The 22,498-nt window shown below is 52.1% G+C and carries 21 protein-coding genes, 1 tRNA gene and 1 pseudogene; 19 read left to right on the top strand and 4 right to left on the bottom strand.

Going from position 1 to position 22,498, the window contains the following annotated elements; translation table 11 throughout:
* Positions 1–133: 133 nt before the first annotated feature.
* The 4 genes and pseudogenes from H6750_02380 (at position 134) to H6750_02365 (ending at position 5,421) form a co-directional block, all read left to right on the top strand.
* Positions 134–1,045 (top strand): hypothetical protein, encoded by a 912-nt coding sequence (locus tag H6750_02380; GenBank protein ID MCB9773158.1) that lies wholly within the window; start codon positions 134–136, stop codon positions 1,043–1,045.
* A gap of 85 nt (positions 1,046–1,130) precedes the next feature.
* A complete protein-coding gene (locus H6750_02375) occupies positions 1,131–2,432 on the top strand; it encodes a sulfite oxidase (GenBank protein MCB9773157.1) in 1,302 nt (433 codons plus the stop codon).
* 546 nt (positions 2,433–2,978) lie between these two features.
* Positions 2,979–4,577: a hypothetical protein gene (locus H6750_02370; GenBank protein ID MCB9773156.1), complete on the top strand. Its 1,599-nt coding sequence runs from the start codon at positions 2,979–2,981 to the stop codon at positions 4,575–4,577.
* Between the two features lie 162 nt (positions 4,578–4,739).
* A pseudogene (locus tag H6750_02365) lies at positions 4,740–5,421 on the top strand (IS6 family transposase).
* Between the two features lie 189 nt (positions 5,422–5,610).
* Here H6750_02365 and H6750_02360 read toward each other — a convergent pair.
* Both H6750_02360 and tadA read right to left on the bottom strand, forming a co-directional pair.
* A tRNA-Ser gene (locus tag H6750_02360) sits at positions 5,611–5,699 on the bottom strand.
* A gap of 13 nt (positions 5,700–5,712) precedes the next feature.
* Positions 5,713–6,207: a tRNA adenosine(34) deaminase TadA gene (gene tadA, locus H6750_02355; protein ID MCB9773155.1), complete on the bottom strand. Its 495-nt coding sequence runs from the start codon at positions 6,205–6,207 to the stop codon at positions 5,713–5,715.
* Positions 6,208–6,321: 114 nt separating this feature from the next.
* On the opposite strand from tadA, the gene H6750_02350 reads away from it, so the two are divergent.
* From H6750_02350 to H6750_02330, 5 genes are all read left to right on the top strand, one after another.
* On the top strand, positions 6,322–7,095 hold the full coding sequence (locus H6750_02350; GenBank protein MCB9773154.1) for a SprT-like domain-containing protein: 774 nt from the start codon (positions 6,322–6,324) through the stop codon (positions 7,093–7,095).
* 237 nt (positions 7,096–7,332) lie between these two features.
* The gene (locus tag H6750_02345; protein ID MCB9773153.1) at positions 7,333–8,337 is read left to right on the top strand and encodes a sodium:calcium antiporter; all 1,005 of its coding nucleotides are present in this window, start codon (positions 7,333–7,335) and stop codon (positions 8,335–8,337) included.
* Between the two features lie 54 nt (positions 8,338–8,391).
* Entirely contained in the window at positions 8,392–9,471 is a 1,080-nt protein-coding gene (locus tag H6750_02340; GenBank protein ID MCB9773152.1) for a D-glycerate dehydrogenase, read from the top strand.
* A gap of 137 nt (positions 9,472–9,608) precedes the next feature.
* On the top strand, positions 9,609–9,920 hold the full coding sequence (locus H6750_02335) for a hypothetical protein (GenBank protein ID MCB9773151.1): 312 nt from the start codon (positions 9,609–9,611) through the stop codon (positions 9,918–9,920).
* 109 nt (positions 9,921–10,029) lie between these two features.
* On the top strand, positions 10,030–11,217 hold the full coding sequence (locus H6750_02330) for a class I SAM-dependent RNA methyltransferase (GenBank protein MCB9773150.1): 1,188 nt from the start codon (positions 10,030–10,032) through the stop codon (positions 11,215–11,217).
* Here the strand turns inward: H6750_02330 and H6750_02325 are convergent.
* Positions 11,210–11,662: a response regulator gene (locus H6750_02325; protein ID MCB9773149.1), complete on the bottom strand. Its 453-nt coding sequence runs from the start codon at positions 11,660–11,662 to the stop codon at positions 11,210–11,212. The two genes, H6750_02330 and H6750_02325, sit on opposite strands and share 8 nt — an antisense overlap.
* 360 nt (positions 11,663–12,022) lie before the next feature.
* Positions 12,023–12,811 (bottom strand): 3'(2'),5'-bisphosphate nucleotidase CysQ, encoded by a 789-nt coding sequence (locus H6750_02320; protein MCB9773148.1) that lies wholly within the window; start codon positions 12,809–12,811, stop codon positions 12,023–12,025.
* A 230-nt stretch (positions 12,812–13,041) separates the two neighbouring features.
* On the opposite strand from H6750_02320, the gene H6750_02315 reads away from it, so the two are divergent.
* The 10 genes from H6750_02315 (at position 13,042) to H6750_02270 (ending at position 22,275) form a co-directional block, all read left to right on the top strand.
* Positions 13,042–13,272 (top strand): DUF2835 domain-containing protein, encoded by a 231-nt coding sequence (locus H6750_02315; GenBank protein ID MCB9773147.1) that lies wholly within the window; start codon positions 13,042–13,044, stop codon positions 13,270–13,272.
* Between the two features lie 11 nt (positions 13,273–13,283).
* Complete coding sequence (locus tag H6750_02310) at positions 13,284–13,721, top strand: DedA family protein (GenBank protein MCB9773146.1); 438 nt, start codon at positions 13,284–13,286, stop codon at positions 13,719–13,721.
* A gap of 143 nt (positions 13,722–13,864) precedes the next feature.
* A complete protein-coding gene (locus H6750_02305) occupies positions 13,865–14,977 on the top strand; it encodes a DegT/DnrJ/EryC1/StrS family aminotransferase (protein MCB9773145.1) in 1,113 nt (370 codons plus the stop codon).
* Positions 14,978–15,931: 954 nt separating this feature from the next.
* Complete coding sequence (locus H6750_02300; GenBank protein ID MCB9773144.1) at positions 15,932–16,444, top strand: sulfopyruvate decarboxylase subunit alpha; 513 nt, start codon at positions 15,932–15,934, stop codon at positions 16,442–16,444.
* Positions 16,445–16,764: 320 nt separating this feature from the next.
* Positions 16,765–17,343, top strand: a complete 579-nt coding sequence (locus tag H6750_02295; GenBank protein ID MCB9773143.1) for a sulfopyruvate decarboxylase subunit beta — start codon at positions 16,765–16,767, stop codon at positions 17,341–17,343.
* Between the two features lie 63 nt (positions 17,344–17,406).
* Positions 17,407–18,495 (top strand): alanine--glyoxylate aminotransferase family protein, encoded by a 1,089-nt coding sequence (locus H6750_02290; GenBank protein MCB9773142.1) that lies wholly within the window; start codon positions 17,407–17,409, stop codon positions 18,493–18,495.
* Positions 18,492–19,247, top strand: coding sequence for a phosphocholine cytidylyltransferase family protein (locus tag H6750_02285; protein ID MCB9773141.1), 756 nt, complete (start codon positions 18,492–18,494; stop codon positions 19,245–19,247). Before H6750_02290 ends, H6750_02285 begins: the two co-directional genes overlap by 4 nt.
* A 16-nt stretch (positions 19,248–19,263) precedes the next feature.
* A complete protein-coding gene (locus tag H6750_02280; GenBank protein MCB9773140.1) occupies positions 19,264–20,748 on the top strand; it encodes a CDP-alcohol phosphatidyltransferase family protein in 1,485 nt (494 codons plus the stop codon).
* A complete protein-coding gene (locus H6750_02275; protein ID MCB9773139.1) occupies positions 20,741–21,739 on the top strand; it encodes a flippase-like domain-containing protein in 999 nt (332 codons plus the stop codon). The genes H6750_02280 and H6750_02275 overlap by 8 nt, the downstream gene beginning before the upstream one ends.
* Positions 21,740–21,843: 104 nt before the next feature.
* Positions 21,844–22,275: a hypothetical protein gene (locus H6750_02270; protein ID MCB9773138.1), complete on the top strand. Its 432-nt coding sequence runs from the start codon at positions 21,844–21,846 to the stop codon at positions 22,273–22,275.
* The last annotated feature ends 223 nt before the right edge of the window (positions 22,276–22,498 follow it).

The raw sequence follows: 22,498 nt of genomic DNA, 5'->3' as shown, positions 1-22,498 counted from the left end.
TGTCTTGTTTTCCCATCTACCATTTAAGAAAGGAGACCTTCTCATGACTGTGCCCACTTTAACTCCACCCAAGAGAGCGTTGTCGATCGATAATGAACCCGCTGTGACTGAGAGGCGATTTAGCCATGAAGACATTTCTTCTGACCCCTATGCCCCTTGTATTGCCGCCTCCCAACGTGTCAGGTGGGAGATCGACAAGGATGTCTTGCGCCACCGACAGTTCGATGTCGAGCAAAAATTTCTCCCTGATGGGTTATCGAAAGTGCAGGAGCTTGAATTTTTAACGTCCGAAGAACAACGCTATCTGAGCCAGGTGCAAGGTCGGACCTATGCCAATGTATTTGGGTTGGTGGAACGATTTATTAATGCCAAGGTCCTCGAGGTGAGCCAAGAGCATTGGTTGGGAAACCAAACAGCGCTCGAGGCCCTGGTTCGTTTTAGCGACGAAGAGTTAAAACACCAAGACTTATTTCGACGCATTGAACGATTAGCCGGCGTCAAAATGGCCCCTGGGTATACCTTTCTGCCAGATCCTAATGCCGTGGCCAGGGTAGTCTTGAGTAAAAGTACATGGGCGGTGTTAGCCCTGACCCTGCATATTGAATTATTCACGCAACTGCATTATCGGTCCAGCATCGATCCCGATCAAAACGTGTCCCCGCTCTTTAAAGATGTGTTCCGATATCACTGGTTGGAAGAAAGCCAACACGCCATTATGGATGAATTGGAATGGAGGCGTCTCGACAAGACCCTGTCGGGGGAAGCCAGAGACCGGGCGGTCGATGAATTTATTGAATTGGTGGGAGCCGTCGATGGAATCCTGAAAGTCCAGGCCAAGGCTGATGGAGAGTACTTTGCCCGTACCTGTGGCCGGCACTTGCCTGGCGCCCAACATCAAGCTGTCGAAAAAGGACTCCTCAAGGCGTATCGGTGGCAGTACATCATCTCCGGGGCTCAACATCCCCATTTTATGAAGATTCTCACCAGCTTCATCACGGAACAACAAGTGGCCAGGATTCAGGAAGCCCTGGCAGGCCTTTTTTGAAGAGAAGTGGGAGAGGAATCTGCACGAAACCGAGCAATGAAAAGGATTGGAGAAATACCCCCTCAATTTTGAAGGAGAAACCGTCATGAGCAAACAACATCTTTCTGTCAAAAAGTGGTGGCGTCATTACCCCACCGAACCAGGCGAGCCTGTTCATGCTGATAAAGCGAATCCCCCTCTGCAGGCATTACAACATGAAGAGGACTCCCTTCAACCGACGGGGATCTCCCGACGGAATTTCCTCAAAAAGGGCGGAGGCCTTCTGGCCACCCTAACCCTCCTGGATTCTCCATTTGCCTCTCAACTTTGGGCGTCAACGAGTGGCGAACAGGTTATCCCCTTCCAAGATCAACCACCTCCACCGCCCAAAGAAGCGCTCCAACAGTATGGGGAGCTCAGCAAAATCAATTGGGAAAAACTAGGATCCTGGATCACCCCCAACTCCGACTTTTTTGATGTCAGTCACTATAACCGACCCATGATTCGTCCTGAAGATTGGCGATTGGAAATCGGGGGCTTAGTCGATCGCCCTCGCGTGTTCACCTTGGAGGAAATCAAAGCCCTTCCGAAACAGGAGGAAATATTCACCATTGAATGTGCCGGCAACCATGGGTTCCAATGGTTTGTGGGAGCCGTAGGGAATGCCAAATGGACGGGCACACCGTTGGCCCCCCTGCTACGACAGGCCGGCATTCAGAAAAAGGGAGTTGACGTGGTCTTCTTCGGAAGTGACGAAGGCGAAGAAGAAGTGCGGAACATGAAGATACCACAAAATTTTAGCCGCAGCATGTCCATTGATGAGGCCCTGACGCCCGCCAATCTTCTCTCTTATGAAATGAATGAGGCGCCCCTACCGAATCTCCATGGCTTTCCGGTTCGATTGATTGCACCGGGGTGGTATGGAGTCGCTAATGTGAAATGGCTCAAACGAATTGAAGTGATCGATACACGGTGGGCAGGTCGTTTTATGGCAAAAGACTATGTAACCATTCGAGAGGAGCCTCTGGAAAATGGACAAACCATGTGGACTCAAAAGGTGGTCGGCCGAGCTTTGCCCAAATCGATTACCGCTCGGGTCACGCACCGACAAGGCCAACACCGGATTTTTGGGGCCGCATGGGGTGGGCCCATCCAACAGGTCGAAGTCCGAATTGATAATGGACCGTGGGGCCAGGCTACCATCGAGCGTGGCCAGGAACACGAATTCGCCTGGAAATTCTGGCACCTCGATTGGAAAGCACAGCCCGGTGAGCACACCATTGTCTCTCGTGCCATCGATAAAGCGGGCAGAGTGCAGCCGGCGGCCGATGATCCGCGCATTGCGCAGAAGCATACCTATTGGGAAAGCAATGGGCAGATCACTCGACGAATACAGATTCCCGGGTGAGGGTGAAGACGCGTTTTGTCTGGCCTGCGAAGGGGGGAATCCATCATGGCTCCGGTGGGTCCTGGATTCCCAATCCCGCGCAGAGGTGAGAAATTCACCCCCTGCGGAAACACCTAGCCGAAGCAAAAATGGTGAAGTCAGTTCCTGCAAAGGAATCCGGATTTGAAGCGCGGATAAACAGGAGAGTCGCACCTCAACCAAACTAGGGATTGCACGATGGGTGATCGTCAGGGGAAAAGAATGCACGTTTCAGATAAGGGCACTGATAAGAGGACGCGCGATGGTTTGTTGGTTGGTCGAAGATTTCCTGCTATGCAAGGAGAGAGCAGTAAAGAGAAAATAAGAGCTGGCAGAAGAGTCCCCTGGCAGGGGCGATTAGGCATTCGCCATGTTCAGGAAAATCACTCGTAAAATTATCCTATTTCTTCGTTGTCTCCTGAAGCGGGAGCCTTACGTGAATACAAAAAAGGAGGATATCAAATGAAGAAGAGATACTGGTCAACTATCTTATTAGGCGTGACCATCGCATTACTGCTTATCAGTAGGTTGGTGGCACCAGGACTGGCTCATGAGCAAGAAGAGGTTATTCTTCAGGATAACTTAGGTCACTACACCTATCCGATAACGACCTCGGTCCCACTGGCCCAGCGGTATTTTGATCAAGGGTTGATCTTAACCTCCGGCTTTAATCATGCGGAAGCTGCGAGGTCATTTCGGGAGGCGGCGCGGCTCGATCCAAGCTGTGCGATGTGCTTCTGGGGGGAAGCTTTGGTCCTGGGTCCGAATATTAATGCTCCTATGGATCCCTCGGTGGTCCCGCAAGCCTATGGCGCGATCCAAAAAGCGTTAGCCTTGATTGACAAAGTGACATCCAAGGAGGAAGGCCTGATCAACGCTCTCTCCAGGCGGTATGCCAAGGATGTGGAGAAAGATCGAAGTCATCTCGATGAGGCATATGCCGAGGCGATGCGAAACGTGTTCAGACAGTATTCCGATGATGCAGTGGTCGGTGCGCTTTTGGCAGAAGCGTTGATGGATCTTCATCCGTGGGATTTTTGGACAAAAGAAGGGGAGCCTCAACCGTGGACGGGGGAGGTGACCTCCACGTTGGAAACGGTTCTGTCGTTTGCCCCTAACCACCCCTTGGCCAATCACCTCTACATTCATGCGGTCGAAGCGTCACCCTATCCGGAGAAAGGGCTGTCAAGTGCCAAACGATTGGAAACCCTGGTGCCAGGCTCCGGCCATTTGGTACACATGCCTGGCCATATCTATATTCGACTAGGGCGGTACTGGGATGCGGCGTTAGCCAATCAACGGGCCGTCAAAGTTGATCAGCATTATTTGAGTCATTCCCATACGGAAAGTATTTACACCGCTGCGTATGTGCCGCATAACTACCATTTCTTGTGGGCCGCCACGGCAAAAACAGGGCAAAAAGCCGTGGCGACTCAAGCGGCGAACGATACCGCCGCTACCGTCAATCCAGAAGCGATGCGGGATCCCGGATTTGGGGGCACCCTTCAACATTTTTGGTTGATGCCGCTCTATACTAAGGCGCTGTTTGGGCAGTGGGCGGACGTGCTCCATGAGCCCGTCCCCCAGGCGGATTTGCTCTATCCCGCGGCGATTCGGCATTACGCCCGCGGTCTGGCCTTCGTCAGGCAAGGAAGATTGGATCACGCTCACCAGGAACTCACGGAACTGAAGAAGATCGCGAAAGATCCCGGAATGGCTCAACTCACAATCTTTGACCTCAATCCCGTTTCGATGATTGTCGCCATTGCGGAGGCGATCTTAGAAGGGGAACTTGCAGCGGCGCGTGGAGACACGCGGTCGGCCGTGGCTTGGCTCACGAAAGCGATTGAATTAGAAGATGGCTTGAACTATACGGAACCCAAAGATTGGTATCTTCCTCCACGGCAGGTCTTGGGAGCCATATTCATACAAGCTGGGGAACTGAAAGAGGCCGAGTCGGTTTACCGAAAAGATTTAGAGTACCACCCGCAGAATGGCTGGTCCTTGTTTGGACTCGTGCAAAGTTTGAACGGACAAGGGAAAACGGAAGAAGCCTACGCCGTTCGACAGCAATTTGACGAGGCATGGGCTGATGCCGATGTGGTGCTGACCAGTTCTCGTTTTTAACCGAGTGCCCGGCGAAGTCATCATCAGCGGCTATTGGAGTACAAAACGATCCGTTATCCTGTTCGGTTTCGGCGCAAGCTCGACCATTTTAGTGGGCATGCTCAGAAGAGCACGTGGGCGTCGGCCTTGTCAATTTAACCCGGGTTCAGCAGACTGGGTCGCATGAACACCACAACTCCCAGCTATCAACGCCATCGTTTTTCTTCAGAAATTATTAGCCATGCGGCGTGGCTGTACCATCGATTCTGTTTGAGCTTCCGGGAAGTGGAAGAGCTTCTTCGAACGAGGGATCACCATCACCTATGAAACTGTTGGCCAATGGTGTCAGAAGGTTGGTCCTGGCTATGCTCACAAACTCAAAAAACGGCAAGGACGCTTGGGCAATACCTGGCACATCAACGAAGTCTTTGTGACCATCCAAGGGGAACGGCAGTATCTGTGGCGGGCAGTGGATCAAGATGGCGACACGATTGATATCCTGGTGCAACGCCGGCCCAATAAACACGCCCCGGTTCGCTTCTTCCCTCGGTTATTGAAAAGGCAAGGTGTTGAACCCCGCTGCCTCATCACTGACAAACTCCGAAGCTATGACGCGGCACACCGTGATGTCATGCCGACCGTGGAACATCACAATTCGGTCTATGCCAGTAACCGCGTGGAGGGCTCGCACCAACCGACGCGACAACAAGAATACCGTATGCGCTGCTTTTCTTCTTCGCACCAAGCTCAACGATTGCTCACGCTGCATGGCCTGACACAAAATCTCTTTCGCTTTGGCCGCCACCTCATGCAGGCGGTCAATTATTGCCTCCTGCGCACCCAGGCTTTTCAGATCGGTGTGTGAATAAGGGGGAGGGAACCCTCGTTCCCATATGAGCGCATCAAGTTAAATTGACAATGCCTGAAAAAGAGATCAGTGAAAACCATGAATACATTTTTCATGGCCGGAGAGGGTAGGCATAGATAAATAGAAGATCAAGGCTCGCGGAGGAGCGCTGTGGAATTGGCGATTAGGAATTCGCCATGCAAAGGTTGGCGGAGAGGGTGGGATTTGAACCCACGGTCCCTTGTGAGGACAACGGTTTTCGAGACCGTCCGAATCGGCCACTCTCGCACCTCTCCGTGTTCGTTTATGTTATGCGGTAGGAACTGGTTGGTTACTCCGTAGTTGCTGAAAAAAATTCTGCAAGATCGCTCGACAATCATCTGCCAGGATATCTGAGTCGACTCTCACCCGGTGATTAAACCTGGTCTCTGCCGTGAGATTGCAGATTGACCCACAGGCGCCGGCCTTTGGATCCCATGTGCCAAACACGACTCGGGCAATTCTAGCCTGAATGATGGCTCCTGCACACATGGCACAGGGTTCCAATGTCACATAGAGGGTGGTGTCTGTTAGACGCCAGGACCCCAGTGCCATCGAAGCGGATCGAATGGCCATGAGTTCGGCATGTGCGGTCGGATCTTGTGTGCTCTCCCGTTGATTGAAGCCCGTCGCAAGGATTTGCTTATTCTGGACCAGCACCGCCCCAACCGGGACTTCTTCCGCACGAAAGGCCTGATGCGCCAAGTCCAGGGCTAGGCGCATGAATTGGTTATCCGTGGTTGGATCTAATACCTCGATGGTCATATCAAAAAATACAGTTGAATGATGGCGGTGTGAGTGAAAGTTTTTGTTCCGAAAGGCAAAAAAATGGTAACATAGCCACTATCTGATGTATAGCCAACCCACCTGGAAATCTTGGTGAAATCTTCCGCCGGTATCATCTGTCACAGGGTTGTTCCTTTGGAAAAGGTGCAAGCCATGTGGCAGAGTCTTGCCCACCACTTTTTTGAGAACCGGTTACCTCGGATTACCATTGAGTGGAGCACACGATTAACCGCATCGGCCGGGCTGTTTGTGAGTCAGGTTGGCCCAAGAAGCTGGTGGGCCTCACGTGAATATCGGCATGGTGCGGCTCGAGTGATTCGGCTGTCCGCCCCCTTGCTTCGCGATCAACCCGAAGAAGAGCTTCGACGAACGTTGGCGCATGAAATGATTCATCAATGGCAGTTTGATATTCGGAAGCATCGCCCGTCCCATGGGGTAGAGTTTCGAAAGATGATGCACCGGATGAATGCGGCGGGACTCGGGGTGACCGTCCGCCATCAGTTGAATGTGGCGGTTCAAAGACATCATCGCTATGCCTGGCAGTGCCTGCAATGCGGCATGGCCTATCATCGGCAACGACGAACGATTATTCCGGGCCGACATATTTGTAGCCGATGTCGAGGAAAACTTGTCGAAGTTGAGGTACATCAAACTCAAAAAAGCCATGAGGAAGGGATGGACGAGGGAGGCGCGAATCTCGGAAGACATCAGGCAGAGGATGAATCGACAGTGCAGATGTTGTGTGTGGATGGAATGAAGGAGGCCGAAGCCTTATCGACGAAAGGCGTCTTTACCCCGGATGACTTCCGCGAGAAGTTTATCAGCGAGTTTGGCGGCCCGGCGATGGCGCCACCAACGAACGATTAGAGCATAGATCACAATGGTACTTAGGACGAGCAAAATGCCTGTTGTGATGTTGTCCATAGAGGGAGTGTAGAAGAATAAATTTCCAGATGGCAAGGTGGGGGGGTGTCCTGGGAGCAGTGCCCGGTGCCTGAAGGCACATAGCCTGACCCTAGGGCGCGTAATTATCTGAAAGTATTATGAAATTTAGCATGCCACTTGAAAATTTCTCATAATAAAAAGGGATTGTGCCTTTTTCATATGGACATCCTGATTCTCTTCGCATCATTGGTCGTCATTTTGTTGGGGGCGGAGGCGTTCACAAACAGTTTAGAACATTTTGGAGAGCGTCTCGGGATTTCGGAAGGCGTGACGGGTTCGGTATTTGCGGCGGTGGGAACGGCATTACCGGAAACGATGGTCCCAATCTTTGCCATCTTGTTGTCATCGGGTTCTGAAACCTTGCGGCACGAAGTGGGGGTTGGGGCAATCCTCGGGGCGCCTCTGATGTTGGCCACATTAGCCTTTTTTCTGATGGGGTTCTTTGCCGCCCGGAAAAGAGGATGGCATGGCAGCTTGAATCCTGAGCCAATCGGTTTCGCCCGTGATCTTCTCTGGTTTAATTGGGCGTTTTGTCTGGGAGTGATTGCGGTGTTTGTTCCCCAGGGTTGGAGTTGGGTGCGGCCTGCCATTGCCGGCACGCTGGTGATCCTGTATGTGGTGTATTTGTATCAAACCATTCGATCATCAGACAATTTAGTGGATGATGGACATGGGACCGAGGCGGATCATCCGCTGTATATGACCAAAGTGGGGCTTCCCGATACTTTAATAGTGATCTTGTTCCAAGTGGGATGTGGCCTGGGCCTCATTGTGTTGGGGGCGAAAGGGTTTGTGTATGGGATTGAACATCTTGCCCCCAAGTGGGGCGTTTCGGCCTTAGTCCTGTCTCTCCTCATTATTCCAATTGCGACTGAATTGCCGGAAAAAGTAAACAGCATTATTTGGATCCGGCGCGATCGGGATACCCTGGCTGTCGGGAATATTTCCGGGGCCATGGTCTTTCAGGGGAGTTTATTGCCGGCCTTGGGAATCATGCTGACAGCCTGGGTGCCGCAACATGAAATTCTCATGGGAATGGCGATGACGCTGGTGGCGGCCAGCTATTTGACCTGGGTGGTACGGCGGGGCGTGTTGAAGCCCATTCACCTGGTTATGAACGGTCTGTGTTATGTGGTATTTGTGGTTTCGGTACTTTTCTGGTAATGCCTGGTCGTTGAGTGTTTCAAGCATGATAACCAAAAGAAAAAGAGCATAGCGATGGCCCTTCCGATCGTTATTGTCACCCGACGTCTCCCTCAACAGGCTTGGGAAATATTAGGGGCACAGGCCGATCTTGTGTGCTGGGAGCAGGATTGCCCCGTTGACCGGAAATGGTTGTTGGATCATCTTCCTGAGGCAGAGGGGCTGTATTGCCTGTTGACGGACCGGATTGATCGGAAGGTGATTCAGGTTGGGAAACGGCTTCGGGTGATTAGCACCATGGCCGTCGGATATGACCATATCGATGTTGGTGCCTGTACAGCCCGTGGCATTCCGGTTGGGCACACGCCGGGTATTTTAACCGAAACAACGGCGGATCTGGCTTTTGCTTTGCTCCTTTCTGCAGCCAGACGAATCGTCGAAGGGGTTGAATATGTGCGACAGGGGCAGTGGACGACCTGGAGCCCCGATCTTTTGCTGGGACAGGATGTGCATGGTGCGACGTTAGGCATTGTGGGATTTGGGAGGATCGGGCAGGCTATGGCCAGGCGGGCGCAAGGATTTCACATGGATGTGCTAGCGGTGCCGTCACCGAAGGGTGGGAATGGAGCACCTCAATCTTCGGTCTCACTGGAGTCTGGCACTCAGTCCATTGCCAAACCAACCATGCACCGGAAGGGTTTTGAGAAAGGGACCAGCCAGGGCGAACCGGTCAGGGAGGCATTCCATGAGGTTGACCTGCATGAAGCATTAGCCCGGGCGGATTTTGTGAGTCTGCACGTCCCCCTGACTCCTCACACGCATCATTTGATTGGGGAAGCCGAATTTCAAGCCATGAAGCCATCAAGTATTCTGATCAATACGGCTCGTGGAAGCGTGGTCGATTCAGAGGCCCTGTATCGCGCCTTAGTGCATGGCCATATTGGTGGGGCAGCCTTGGATGTGACGGATCCGGAGCCCATTCCTGCGACACACCCGCTCCTCACGCTTCCCAACTGTCTGGTTATCCCGCACTTGGGGAGCGCGTCTGTGGCGACACGGACCAGAATGGCTTGCATTGCCGCTGAGAATATGGTTGCCGGGTTACGCGGGGACGCGCTGCCACACTGTGTCAATCCTGAAGTCTATCGCCTGTAACGCAGTTCCGGGACCGGGATGGTATGAATCTTAAGGAAGATTGCTCGATGACTATGTACGTTGTGAAAGGAGCTTGATGTTATGCGAGACATTGCAGGTCAATGTGACGGTTGGCGGTTTCGTCAAGAGGAGAGATCATGATCCGCATCACACCACCCGCCGTAGAAAAATTGAAAGCCTTAATCGAAGAGCACCCCGAGGATCCCATTGTGCGTTTATCCGTTCGGGACCGGGATGACAAAGTCCTGGTTTTTTCCATTACTCTTGAAGATGCCGTGACACAGGAGGATTCGGTCTTAGATCTTGAAGGGCTCATCATTGCCATAGACGGCTCTTGTGCACAACGTCTGGAGGGCGTCACGGTTGATTATGAGGAGGCTGCTGGATTCAGCTTCCACCACCCGGAACCCCCCGATCCTTATAAGTTAAACCTGATCCTACCTGAATGAGGCAGACACGAATGGGATTGGGCACCCGTTAAACCCGTTGGCGGGAATATTCTTCATCAATGATTCTTGCTAAGCTGAATCGGTAACCAGACATCCCGCGATTGGTCATATGATGGAATTATTTTTTGCAACCTGTCCTCGTGGCTTAGAAGAAGTGCTGAGCCAAGAACTTCAAGAATTAGGCGGGCAGCAGATTCGATCGACTCCTGGCGGCGTTGAATGTCAGGGCCCTTTTCCGCTCTGCTACCGGCTCAATTTGGAAAGTCGGATTGCCAGCCGTATTTTGTGGCGGGTCGGGCAGGGGTGGTACCGGGATGAGGAGGACCTGTATCGCCTCGCCTCCAGTCTTCCCTGGCCGGAATATTTTTCCGTGGACTGTCACATCAAAGTTCGTGTCATTGCTCAACATTCTCCACTGAAGAGTCTGGAGTTTGCGACGTTGCGAGTGAAAGATGCCGTTTGTGACCGATTTGTCCGGGCGACACATGCGCGCCCCGAGGTAAATAAACGACAACCCGATATTCAAATTGTGGTCTTTGTCGATGCAGAGCATGTGGTGTGGTATATCGACACCTCCGGAGATCCGTTGTTTAAGCGTGGATGGCGAAAGGTGGCGGGAGACGCCCCGATACGAGAAAATTTGGCGGCAGGTATTCTCAGGATTTCGGGTTGGACCGGTGAGCAGGTCTTGCTTGATCCGATGTGTGGCGCCGGCACATTTTTAATTGAGGCGGCGTTAATGGCCAAAGGGATTGCCCCGGGCCGGGGGCGGGAATTTGCCTTTCGGCACCTGCAGAACTTTGATGACACGATCTGGGAGAATGTACGCCAAGAGTCGAGCAAATCGATCCTCCCAGGTCCGGGTCTTTCTATTGTGGGGTATGATGAGGATCCGAATGCCTTGACCATGGCCAGAAGTAATCTTGAAGGCCTGGGGCTTGAGGAGATTCAATTGAGTCAGGTTGATGTATTAGATGTGACGCCTCCTGCACCGAAGGGTTGTCTGGTCACCAATCCTCCTTATGGAGTGAGAATGGGAGACCGGTCGGAGCTGGAGGAGTGGTATCCGAAGTTTGGGAATCTGTTGAAGCAGCGGTTTGCGGGGTGGGATGTCTTTGTGCTCACGGCCGATTCGCGTCTTCCTAAACTGATTCACTTAGCGCCATCCCGCAAAATCCCCCTGTTCAATGGCCCGTTGGAATCGAGGCTGTATGAATTTCAGATGGTGGCTGGAGGTAACCGCAAATCGGCCAGGCAGGCCAGGCAACAGGCCGTGAACAAGTCAGGTCTTAGATGAGAGGTTTTCCTGCCATGTTTAAGAGTGAAACCCAGACGTCTTCAATGCATCGCAACACATAAATCCATTCGTCGCAGGTCTTCGGTCGTTTGAAAAGATGGCAATTGGGCGGAAAAGAAAAATCTTTCGAGGGGTAGGGAGTCTCTTCCGAAAACAAGGCCACCGGAATGGACTGTAAGCGGCGGTCTCGTTGAAGTCCCTTAATAATTTCTTCGCCCGACACATCGGGAAGATGATTGGAGAGAAAAATCAGGTCGGGTTGTGGAGCATCCATAAAGGGATATTCCTGATTTAAAAAGGCCATGCCTTGTTCGCCGTCTTCGGCTTCGTGAATTTCCACACAGATGATTTGAGCCACGGTCAGTGCTTCTTTGAGGGCATCTATCTGAGCGATATCATCTTCGATGGTCAGGATCTTAAATGTGTTTTTAACGGCTCCGCGCATGATCCGATGCTCGTTTTCTTGATTGAAGCAGACTGCCCACACTTCAGTTTGGTGAAGGGTTGACGTCTGATATGCGATAGAAAATACGTGTGTTGGCCTGTCTGTTTTTTCGGTTGAATCTTGCTGAGATTAAGAGAAAGTCGGCGGGGACGGATTTTTAATGAAGAAGAATGGGGAGTAGAGTCCCGATGCCTGGAACATGTTCTGTTGATTGCAGAATGGATCGAGGCTCATGAAGCAGAAAAAATGGTACACCAAATAGCGTAAATCTCACTCAATATGAACAAACATAAAACATGTACGCCAATAGGGAACCCCTATGGGGTGAGAGAATGACACGCCTCCGGCCAGATGTACATTCTAGCCAGGGAGGCTGCCGAGCAGTTGTTGGATCACCGGAATGGCATCAGGACGAGCGGCGATGATGCCATTAACGGTGGGATAAGGTTGGTTGCATTGAATGGATTTCAGGTCTCTGTCTAGGACGACCCCTCCTGCCGTTTGAACCAGAAGGAGTGCAGCCGCGATATCCCATTCGTTTTGTGTGCCGATATTGATCACTCCGTCAATCTGTCCGGCAGCCACCAGTGCCAATGAATAAGCAATGGAACCCATAAGATGGCGGCAATCGGCGGTTTCTCGCCAGGTGCGAATGGTGGAGCGGTCAATGGGGCCCATGTTCACCAGGAACGACAAGCGGTGTCGGGTAGTCCGGCCGACATGAATGGGGCAGCCATTGACGGTGGCCTGTTCACCTCGTACGGCACAATAATATTCCCGGGTGGCGGGGTTGAAGATAATCCCGATGGAAGGCTGTCCATGGTCGATGAGAGCAAGGGAGATCGCAAATTGTGGCAGATTTTTCATAAAGGGTCTGGTCCCGTCAATGGGATCCAGGATCCATACACGGTTTTTTTTCAGCCTGACGGGGTTGTCGGGCGATTCTTCCGAGAGCCAGCCATCATCAGGATAGACGGCGAACAAGGCTTCCTGGACGATACGATTGACTTCCAGATCGGCATTGGTCACCGGAGATCCGTCCGGCTTGATCTGGACGGCTAATCCTTCATACTGGATTCTGTGAAGGCGATCACTAGCGCGAAGCAGAGCTTGTCGGATGATGGAGAGTTCTTGGCGATAATCAGTCATGATCAAAATGGATGTCGTGCATTGACAATAGGGAGTAAATGCTCTTTCTTCATATTGTACCCGAGACTATCGGTAAAGTGTGAATCGGGATTATTAAGGCATTGAGCCTAACAGTTCATAGCATGAGAGGCGCGCCTGAGGCTAGATTGACGATATGGGGATGTGGGGATGGCGATTGAAAGGGTCCGGGTGCATGGAATGAGACGTGGGGAGCATTTCAGGGGCGTACTATGCAAACCGTGACCGTGAGGCTGAATATTTCACCGGAACGCTTTCAGGCCTATTACCAGGGTGTGGTGGAATCTGTGGTGGCCCAGTCAATCGATGGTCGAACGATCCAATTTCCCGCCAGGGTGCTTCGTCCCTTTGTCTCGCATCAGGGGATTCAGGGGACCTTCGAGATCACCTTCGATGCGAGTTTGAAGTTTCATTCGATTCGCCTGGCACAGGACGACAAGTGAGTGCTGCCGCTATGACCGGAGATGAGTATTCCCTTGTCGGATTATTTCTGAGTGCGTTTCTTTCCTCAACCGTATTGCCGGGTAGCTCTGAGGTCGTCTTCCTCATTTTGGCCGCACAGGGGCATCTTCCGGCCTGGAGTCTGCTCGCCACCGCGACGGCAGGCAATACCCTGGGTGGGATGAGTTCCTGGGCGTTGGGATGGCTTATCGGGTGGTGGTATCCACTCCATGAGTTCACCAAGCCGGCCCACCATCTTGCCGTGGAACGGGTTCGCAAGTGGGGTAGCCCGGTGCTGTTATTGTCCTGGGTGCCGGTCATTGGGGATCCGCTGTGTATCGCGGCAGGATGGTTGCGGATGGGCTGGGTGCGTGCCCTCTTGTGTATTGGGATTGGTAAAGGATGCCGGTATGCGGTTTTGTTTGCCCTGTTACCCGCCAGTGGCGGGTGAAGGACTCAGTCGTCTGCCTATAGCATTCAGAAAACGTTGTTGGTATGGTTGGCCTTGCCTCTCAATTACCGCCTTTTTGATAAATTGCTGTCCATACGATCAATTCCTCTAGAGTTTCCAATCTATTATGGAGTCGTCATATCGTGAACGTTCCCCTTCTTGATTTGAAATCCCAATACGCCGGTATTAAACAGGACATTCAGGTGGTGGTGGAAAAGATATGTGCCGAGCAAAGTTTTATTCTGGGAGTCCAGGTTCAGAACCTGGAGCAGAGCCTGGCAACATATATCGGCACAGATCATGCGATTGGGGTGGCATCAGGAAGCGATGCGTTATTGTTGTCGTTGATGGAGGTGGGGGTTCAACCGGGCGATCGCGTCGTGACGGTCCCCTTTACATTTTTTGCGTCTGCAGGAGTGATTTCCCGGCTTCATGCGCGTCCGGTGTTTGTTGATGTGACGCCTGATACGTTTAATCTCGATCCCACACGGTTAGCGGATAGCCTCACTTCGGACGTCAAAGCCATTCTTCCGGTCCACCTCTTTGGACAATGCGCGGACATGGAAACGATTCTTCAGATTGCCGATGCACAGGGAATCCCGGTCATTGAGGATGCCTGTCAGGCCATCGGCGCGGCTCGAAATGGGATCCGGGCAGGAGCCTTCGGACGCACGGGGGGCTTCAGCTTTTTCCCGTCGAAAAATTTAGGGGGATTCGGGGACGGCGGGTTGATTACGACGCGAGACTCGCGGGTAGCCGAGCGACTGCGACTCTTACGTGTGCATGGGAGCCGATCAGAATATCATCATCATTTAATCGGGATAAACAGTCGGTTGGATGCGCTGCAAGCGGCCATCCTTCAGGTAAAATTTCAGCATTTGGCTGAGTGGACGGCGAAGCGCCAATCGCATGCGGCCTCTTATCAGCAGATGTTTCAGGCCTACGGTCTTGATGAGCACGTGACCGTGCCGATCGTGGCACCCGGCAATAGTCATGTTTACAACCAGTTCACCGTTCGCACGCGGCAGCGAGACGAACTCAGTGCCTACCTAACCCACCATGGAATCGGTAATCGCATTTATTATCCTGTCCCCCTTCATCTTCAGGAATGTTACCAGGATCTCGGGTATCGTAAAGGCGATTTTCCGGTCTCGGAACAGCTCTCCCAAGAGGTGCTTTCTCTTCCCATCTATCCCGAACTCACCCAGGAACATCTTCAATATGTGGTCGACACGATTAAAGCCTTTTTTAGATAAGCAGGTCTTGGGCCCGCAAATAATGTGATCATTGGTCGAACAGGTGATGTTTATAATGCCACTACAGATGAATTTATGGGGAGTCTTACCGACAAATTATTAGGGGGATTCAAGTGACAATTGGTAATAAATCCAATTATCAACATGTATTTCCCGTTGTTCGATTTGATTTTCCGATCAATGAAGAAGACCCTTGGAATTCTATTTCGATTGTTAAGGTTTTTGAAAAGGTGGATATACATTTTAGGATTTAATTCAAGGCAGGATTTGTCCGGCATATTACAGGTCAACCGGATTGAAGCAAAAATCAGGGGAGTCCTGTCTTTGGGACAAATTGCCGCATATTCAGGAATTTCAATGGTAATTTCGCACCGGATATTGGTTCGGCCAGGTTTCAATTTTTGCAGCTTCATTTGAATCCTGCTCTTGGGCATGCTGTCTGAATAGCCTGATTTTGAGGAATTAGTGATTTTTCATGCGTTGAAGGCTTCGTCTCCTCATGGTTCAGCAAGGCCCCCAGTCTACCTTTTCTGAAATTTCCGCAACCTTTATGCTGCTGGTTTCCTTGAGAATACCCCTACCCTGGGCTATACTCGCGTGTCATTTGTGGCGTGCTTGGTATTTTACCGAAGCGGTTGTTATTCACCATGGGTCTGTTGAAAAAAGCCGCCAGCGGCGTTCTCGCCATTGTCCCGTGCTCACGTACGACGCGTACGCTCCGCGCGAAAAAACGGCTGCGGCCTTGCTGGACGGACCCTTCGGGAAGACTCAGGGCATGCTTTTTTGAACCGACCCGGAGCCTTTGATGAGTAATCTAATCCTGGGCAAATTTATTCTTGAAAATCGTAATTATTCAACACTCCCACCATCCAAAGGTACCCTGACCCCGATTCTGTGTGTGACAAGGTTTACGTGTCGAAAAATCGGGGGGAATTGTGAGGTCTGTCTAAGGCGATGAGCAGTAACACGGTATTGGAAGCTGACGATTTTGTGAAAGGCCTGCAAGGCATTGGTTTCGATTTTTTTACCGGTGTGCCCGACACGATATTAGGGGGCATTATTGCCCATTTGACGGAAGAACGGTTGTATACCCCGGCGGTTCGTGAAGATGAGGCTGTGGCGATGGCCGCAGGTGCCTACCTGGGTGGGAAAATTCCTGTCGTGTTGATGCAAAACTCCGGATTAGGTAATGCCCTGAATGTCCTGGCTTCTCTCAATTTGATTTATCAGATTCCCTGTTTGCTGTTGGTATCCTGGCGTGGCTTCGAAGGCAAGGACGCACCTGAACATCTGGTGATGGGGGAAACCATGACGACGCTGTTGGATACGGTACGGATTCCCCACAGGACTTTGTCCCAGCAGACGATGGTAGATGATCTGAAATGGACAGCCACCACCTTTATGGAGAAGCGGATCCCTGTCGCGTTATTGTTGAAAAAGGGCATCGTGAAAACCATTCAGCCCTAGGAGCCCGTCGGACTTAGGAAGAATCGGCTGCAAAAGTGTCTCAGCGGTCCATATTTCACCGCTTTCTTGGCCCATAGTCCCACTATGGGCCTGCGAAATCGTCAAAATCTGGCCTCGCTCAGCCGCTTTTTCGCTTTCGATTCCCTAAGTCCGACAGACTCCTAGTGGGATGTTGAAGAGATGTCCCATGGCCCTGTACGGATTTCTCGATTTGGTCTCGTGAGGAAAGGGCCGCCAATCTGCAATTTCTGCCCGGTCTGTGGGCAAGGGGTTGGGTGTGAACGCGAAGAAATAACCATTGTGTTGGAGATGCAACGATGATTGGACCGGAAGAAGGGGTCATGCAGAGCCGGGCGCAGGCGATGGCGGCCATGTTGGAACTGATGACCGATCAACTGCTTATTGTGTGCAACGGGTTTCCCTCACGTGAAGCCTGTAAACTTCGTGATCGGGCTCAAAATTTTTATATGATTGGCTCGATGGGCGCGACGGCGGGCATCGGATTAGGATTGGCTCTGGCCCAGCCGGACAAAACGGTGGTGGTCTTTGATGGCGACGGAAATGTGCTGATGAGTCTTGGCACATTGGCCACGATTAGTGCGTTGCGACCGAAAAATCTCATTCATGTGGTCTTTGATAATGAGGTGTATGGTACCACCGGAAATCAGCCCACCTATTCCAGGGTTGTCGGCCTGGATAAAATGGCCAAAGCGGCAGGATACAAGAATGTTGAGCGAGTCTGGGAACGAGAAGATATCGTGTATGAGTTTAAGGCCATGTTAGGGGATGACGGGCCGAGTTTTTTGTTGGTCAAGGTGAATGAACAGCTTGAAGATGCGGATCGGATTGCCTTGAGTCCAGCTGAGCTGACGAAACGGTTTAAGGGGAGTGTTACCTAACGGCACACATATTCGCGTGAAAGCCTAATCGCCAGCCTGTAAGCGTGTAAAGGAAGAGGATTCATGATTCTATTCAATCCCGGTCCAGTCAATGTGTCTGAAAGAGTCCGTCAGGCTTTACTTCAACCGGATATCTGTCATCGGGAGTCCGAGTTTTCGGAATTATTAACAGATATCCGGCAAAAATTGTTGAAGGTCTTCGTTCCTGGTGAAGAAGCCGAGTACACCGCGATCGTGTTGACGGGTTCCGGCACGGCGGCTGTGGAAGCGGCGTTAATGTCCAGTATCCCTACCGGCAAGCGGGCGATGGTGATTAACAATGGGGTATATGGCCAACGGATGTCTTCCATGCTGGCGATGCAGCGTTTGGGTACGCCGGACTTGAAGTATGACTGGGGAATCGCCCCGGATCCGCAGACGATTGATTTGGCGCTGAAGCAACATCCGGAAGTGCATACCGTCGCCATGGTGCATCATGAAACGACCCTGGGATTGATTAATCCGGTAAAGGAAGTTGCGGAGGTCGTGGACCGGTATAATCGGGTCTTTATGGTGGACTCTGTGAGCGGGCTGGGAGGAGAAGCCCTGGATATTGCCGGAAATAAACTATACATGGTTGCGGGGGCCGCTCAGAAATGTATTCAGGGTTTTCCAGGTGCCGCGTTTGTGTTGGTCCGCAAAGGCTTTATGGAGCGGATGATGAAATATCCCAAGCGGTCCTGGTATTTAAATTTGGCTAATTATTATGAAGAACAGGAGCGGGGGACGATTCCCTTTACTCCGGCCGTGCAGGTCTATTATGCGTTCCGCGAAGCGATTAATGAACTGTTAGAAGAAGGCCTCGACAACCGGATCCAACGATTTAAGGGCTATGCCACCACCATTCGGACACGTCTGGAAGAGTGGGGCGTCAAGCCGGTACTGGCCCCTACGATTCAAAGTAATACCTTAACCGCGTTTCATCTGCCTGAAGGGTGTGCCTATCAAAGGTTGCATGACGAATTAAAACGAGCCGGATACGTGATCTATGCGGGGCAGGGACAATTGGAAGAGAAAGTGTTTCGTATTGCCAATATTGGTGCCCTCACCAATCAGAATATTGAAGGATTCCTCTCCGCTTTTCAGTCCATACTTTCGGGAGCCAGAGCGTGAAGGCAGTTATTTTTGCAGCGGGTGTCGGGAAGCGGTTGCAGGGTGTGACGCAGGGGCGACCGAAATGCCTGGTTGATCTTGGCGGAAGGACTTTATTATCCCGGCATGTCGAAGTTCTGGGGCAATTGGGTGTGTGCCAGGTTGTGGTGGTGGTGGGATATGCTCAGGATCATATTCGCAAGGCCATGGCCGCCGACCCGTTCGTTCAAGAGGTCCGATGGGTCGTGAATGAACAGTTTACTCGTGGGAGCATCACGTCATTGTGGGCGGCACGGTCTGAAATGGACGATGATGTTGTCCTCATGGATGCCGATGTTCTCTACGCCCCATCGATTCTGGCTCGTTTGGTTCGTTCTCCCTTTCCGACGGCCCTGTTAATGGATGAGACGGTGAAGCAGGAATCGGAAGAGTGTATGATTGCCGCGAAGGCCGGTCGAGTCCTCACCTTAAGTAAAACCTTGCCATCTGCCTATGATGAGGCCGGCGAAGGGGTCGGGTTTCTCAAAGTGCAGAAACAGGATATTCCGGCACTGTTGCAATCGGTTCAGGCCTATGTTGCAGCCGGGAAGCTTGATATGGAATATGAGGACGCGCTAAAAGAGTTTTTTGAGAAGGTGCCGGTGGGATACGAAAAAATCGGGGGGCTTCCGTGGATAGAAATTGATTTTCCTGAAGATATCGATCGAGCGAAGTCTGAGATCTTGCCCGCCGTGATAAACTTAGAGGAGAATACCAGGGCCACCACACTGTGACCGTAGGAATGAGTGTATGGACGGAATACTTAAACAAGAAGCCACTCATGCGGTCGATACGGCAATTTTATTGACGTCGGTCGGCGTCTTTGATCCGGGCGCCGTCGGGACCGGTGACGCGGTTCCCAGTCCCTTGACTCGTGTCGGCGGCATGACGCTGTTTCAACGGGCGGTGTTCACGTTGCAGCGGGGCGGCATCTCTCAAATTTGGGTGTTAGCCGGGCCGGAAGAACAAGCTCTTCGTCAGTTACTTCGTGAAGATAGCCGGGTACAGGCCGCTGTGCGTTGGCTGCCGGTTCGGGAATTCCCACCTCATGATCCTCAGACCTGGGAAGCCCTTGCGGAGGAAATCAATGGAGCGTGTATGATCGTGGGTTGCCATACGGTGTACTCTCCCGCATTAATCCAGCGTTTGCGAGCTGAAGGATCTCAAGGGAAAGCAGTCGTAGTCGTCGGTCAACCTGAGGAGGGGCATCACCGTGGAAACCCCGGGGTGGCGTTCCGGCCCGAAGGCTTGGAGGGACGGTCAACCTCGACGGTGGTCTTTCATGACCAGGCCGTATCCCAGACGTCTCAGTCCTCAACGAACAGTCAGGCTTCTGATCGAAGCCGGTTACCGCTGGTTGGAGATCTTCTGGTTCTCCCGGCCCGGCTCCTGGGTATCTCAGGCGTGTTGCAGGCTAATGGCACGAATCCGCTTCGGTTGGCATTGGAGCAAGCGGCAGTGGAAGGGACGATTCAAACCATTGGCGGCGCTTCTCATTGGTTCAGAGATGTCCGTGGGCCTAAGGGGCCCCAACTCGCTGAGCGAACCCTGTTGGAAGCACTCCAGACAATGAAGGGGGGCTTGGATGGGTTGGTGGACCGGTATGTGAATCGTAAATGTTCCGGTCTGCTCACGCATGGGTTCTTGCGGTTGGGATGGTCACCGAACATGATTACGATGCTATCCATGGTCGTAGGGCTTGTGGCTGCGGGGCTTTTTGTGCCTGGGTCCTGGAAACTTGCCATTCTCGGGGGACTGATCCTGCAACTGTCAGTCATCATTGATTGCTGCGACGGGGAGGTCGCCCGGCTGACGTTTTCAGAGTCCAAGTTTGGGCAAGAACTCGATATTTGGGCAGATAATGTTGTGCACATTGTGTTGTTTGCTGCCATTGCATGCGGGGCCTTTCTCCAGGGGCCGTGGGAGCATACGCACCTTCCCCTTCTGCTTGGGGCCTCAGCGGTTTTAGCGAATGTGGTGTCGTTGCTGTTAGTCAATCATGCGCGGCAATTGCGATCCCGTCCTCGTGAAATTCGTCAACTCACAGAACAAGAACGGGCCAATATTGAATTTATGTTGGGCAATGTCGCCAATCGCGATTTTTCCATCATGGTGTTACTGAGTGCTGGCTTTGGCTTCCTGCACTGGTTTTTGGCCCTGGCCGCGATTGGCTCGTGGCTCTTTGTCATGTCGATGGCCTGGATGCTTCGCCGTAGTCTCATCCCTCGTGCTTAAGCTGCTTTTCCTGGTCGTCGGCCTCGCGGCCCTGGTCGGGATCGTTCTCCACATCGGCCTCGAACCAATTCAACAGACTGTTTCTCAATTAGGTCTCTTCCATCTCGGGCTCATCCTCCTGCCTATGATTCTGGTATACGGGTTAGAAGCCTTGGGATGGCAACTCACTCTGGGTTCTCAGGCTTACCATGTCGGGTTCATGCGGTTATTTGCCATCCGGATGGCTGGCGAAACCGTAAATGTCACGACTCCCACGGCCTATGTCGGCGGGGAGCCCCTGAAGGCGTATCTTCTCAAACGATACGGGGTGCCAATGGTGGACGGGTTGGCGTCCGTGATTACTGCGAAGACCGCTATGACCTTCGCCCAAGTGCTTTTTATCTTGCTGGGATTGGCAGTGGCTTTTTGGATCCTTGGCGATTCAGGTCATTCCTGGCTGGCGATGCTGGTCAGTGTGGGAGTTTTAGCGTTTGGCGTCGGGCTGTTTGTGCTGCTCCAACGCCGCGGTCTGGGTATGGGGTGCCTGGGCCTATTACGGGCATGCGGTATCAGGTTCTCCTTTCTTGAAAAACGGGAACTTCAACTACAGGAGCTGGACGGCACGATTCGTGGATTTTATTCTCAACACCGTCAGACCTTTTATGCGGCGTTGGCCGTATTTTTTTTGGCGTGGATGATGGAAACACTCGAGGTATATGCCATTCTGTACTTTCTCGGCATGAGGATCGAGGTGTGGGTAGCTCTCTCGATTGCGGCGCTTACGGTGCTTATTAAAGGCGGAACATTTTTTATTCCGGGAAGCCTTGGCGCACAAGAAGGGGGATATACCTTATTGTTGATGACTTTTGGTTATTCGGAAGTGACGGGAATCACTTTTGCGCTTATTCGACGAATGCGAGAAATACTCTGGATTGTCTTTGGCCTTGTTTGCCTGATGTTTTTGAAAGGTCAGGACGGTGAGTCGGACCAGATGACTTCGTTGAAACGGTAGGGGACAAACCGGATGATTTTGTGGAAATAGTGGCGACTTGAACTCTCCGGGTCTATTGTGAATAATCGGACCCTCACGGATGCCCGAGAAAGGATGAGGTAACGATGGATATTGAACTGGGAAAGAATACTCTTCGCAATACCGATGGCGTTTTTATTGCTCACGGGAAAGAACAACTGCGTATTGAGTGGTTGGAAGAGGAGAATAAACTGGCATTGAGTATGGGGGTGTTTATGCCCACGGGAACGGAAGTGGCCAAATTGCAACGCAACGTCTGGGAACACAACCCTGGCGATCGGTTTGTCCTTACGGAGTTGCCCGATAGCGTCAAGGTGGAAGATACGACCTTGAAGACCCTCGTCATGGAAATCCACAAAAAGCCCCACCAGGCAGTGGCCATCCCTGCTGCAAAATTTTATACCTCGAAAGGTATCTTATCTGAAATCTCTCCGGACTGGTGGCGGGTTGGGAACAAAATGGAGCTGACCGGCATTGATGCCGACCTCGAAGGGGGCAGTATCGAACTCCCCGAATGACTGGACGTCACCAGATTCCCTGCGTTTTTTCGGCGACGCGCCAAGTTTCCTCGTTCCTCTTGCTCATTGGGTAGGTGCGAAGCGAAGCCATGGAAAACGTTCCCGGCTCGGGTAGCCAAGTGCTCGTTACTTTTGTGTTGGAGCCAAATTATTCGGTGAGCAAACGGAAGCGAATTTCTGGGGGGTCGTGGCGAAACTGCCGTCAATATTCTGAAGGCCATCG

This window comes from Nitrospiraceae bacterium (genome assembly GCA_020632595.1).
In the GTDB taxonomy this organism is placed as follows: domain Bacteria; phylum Nitrospirota; class Nitrospiria; order Nitrospirales; family UBA8639; genus Nitrospira_E.
The sequence above is the reverse complement of the archived record's forward strand: the minus strand, read 5'-3'. Positions and strand labels throughout refer to the sequence as shown.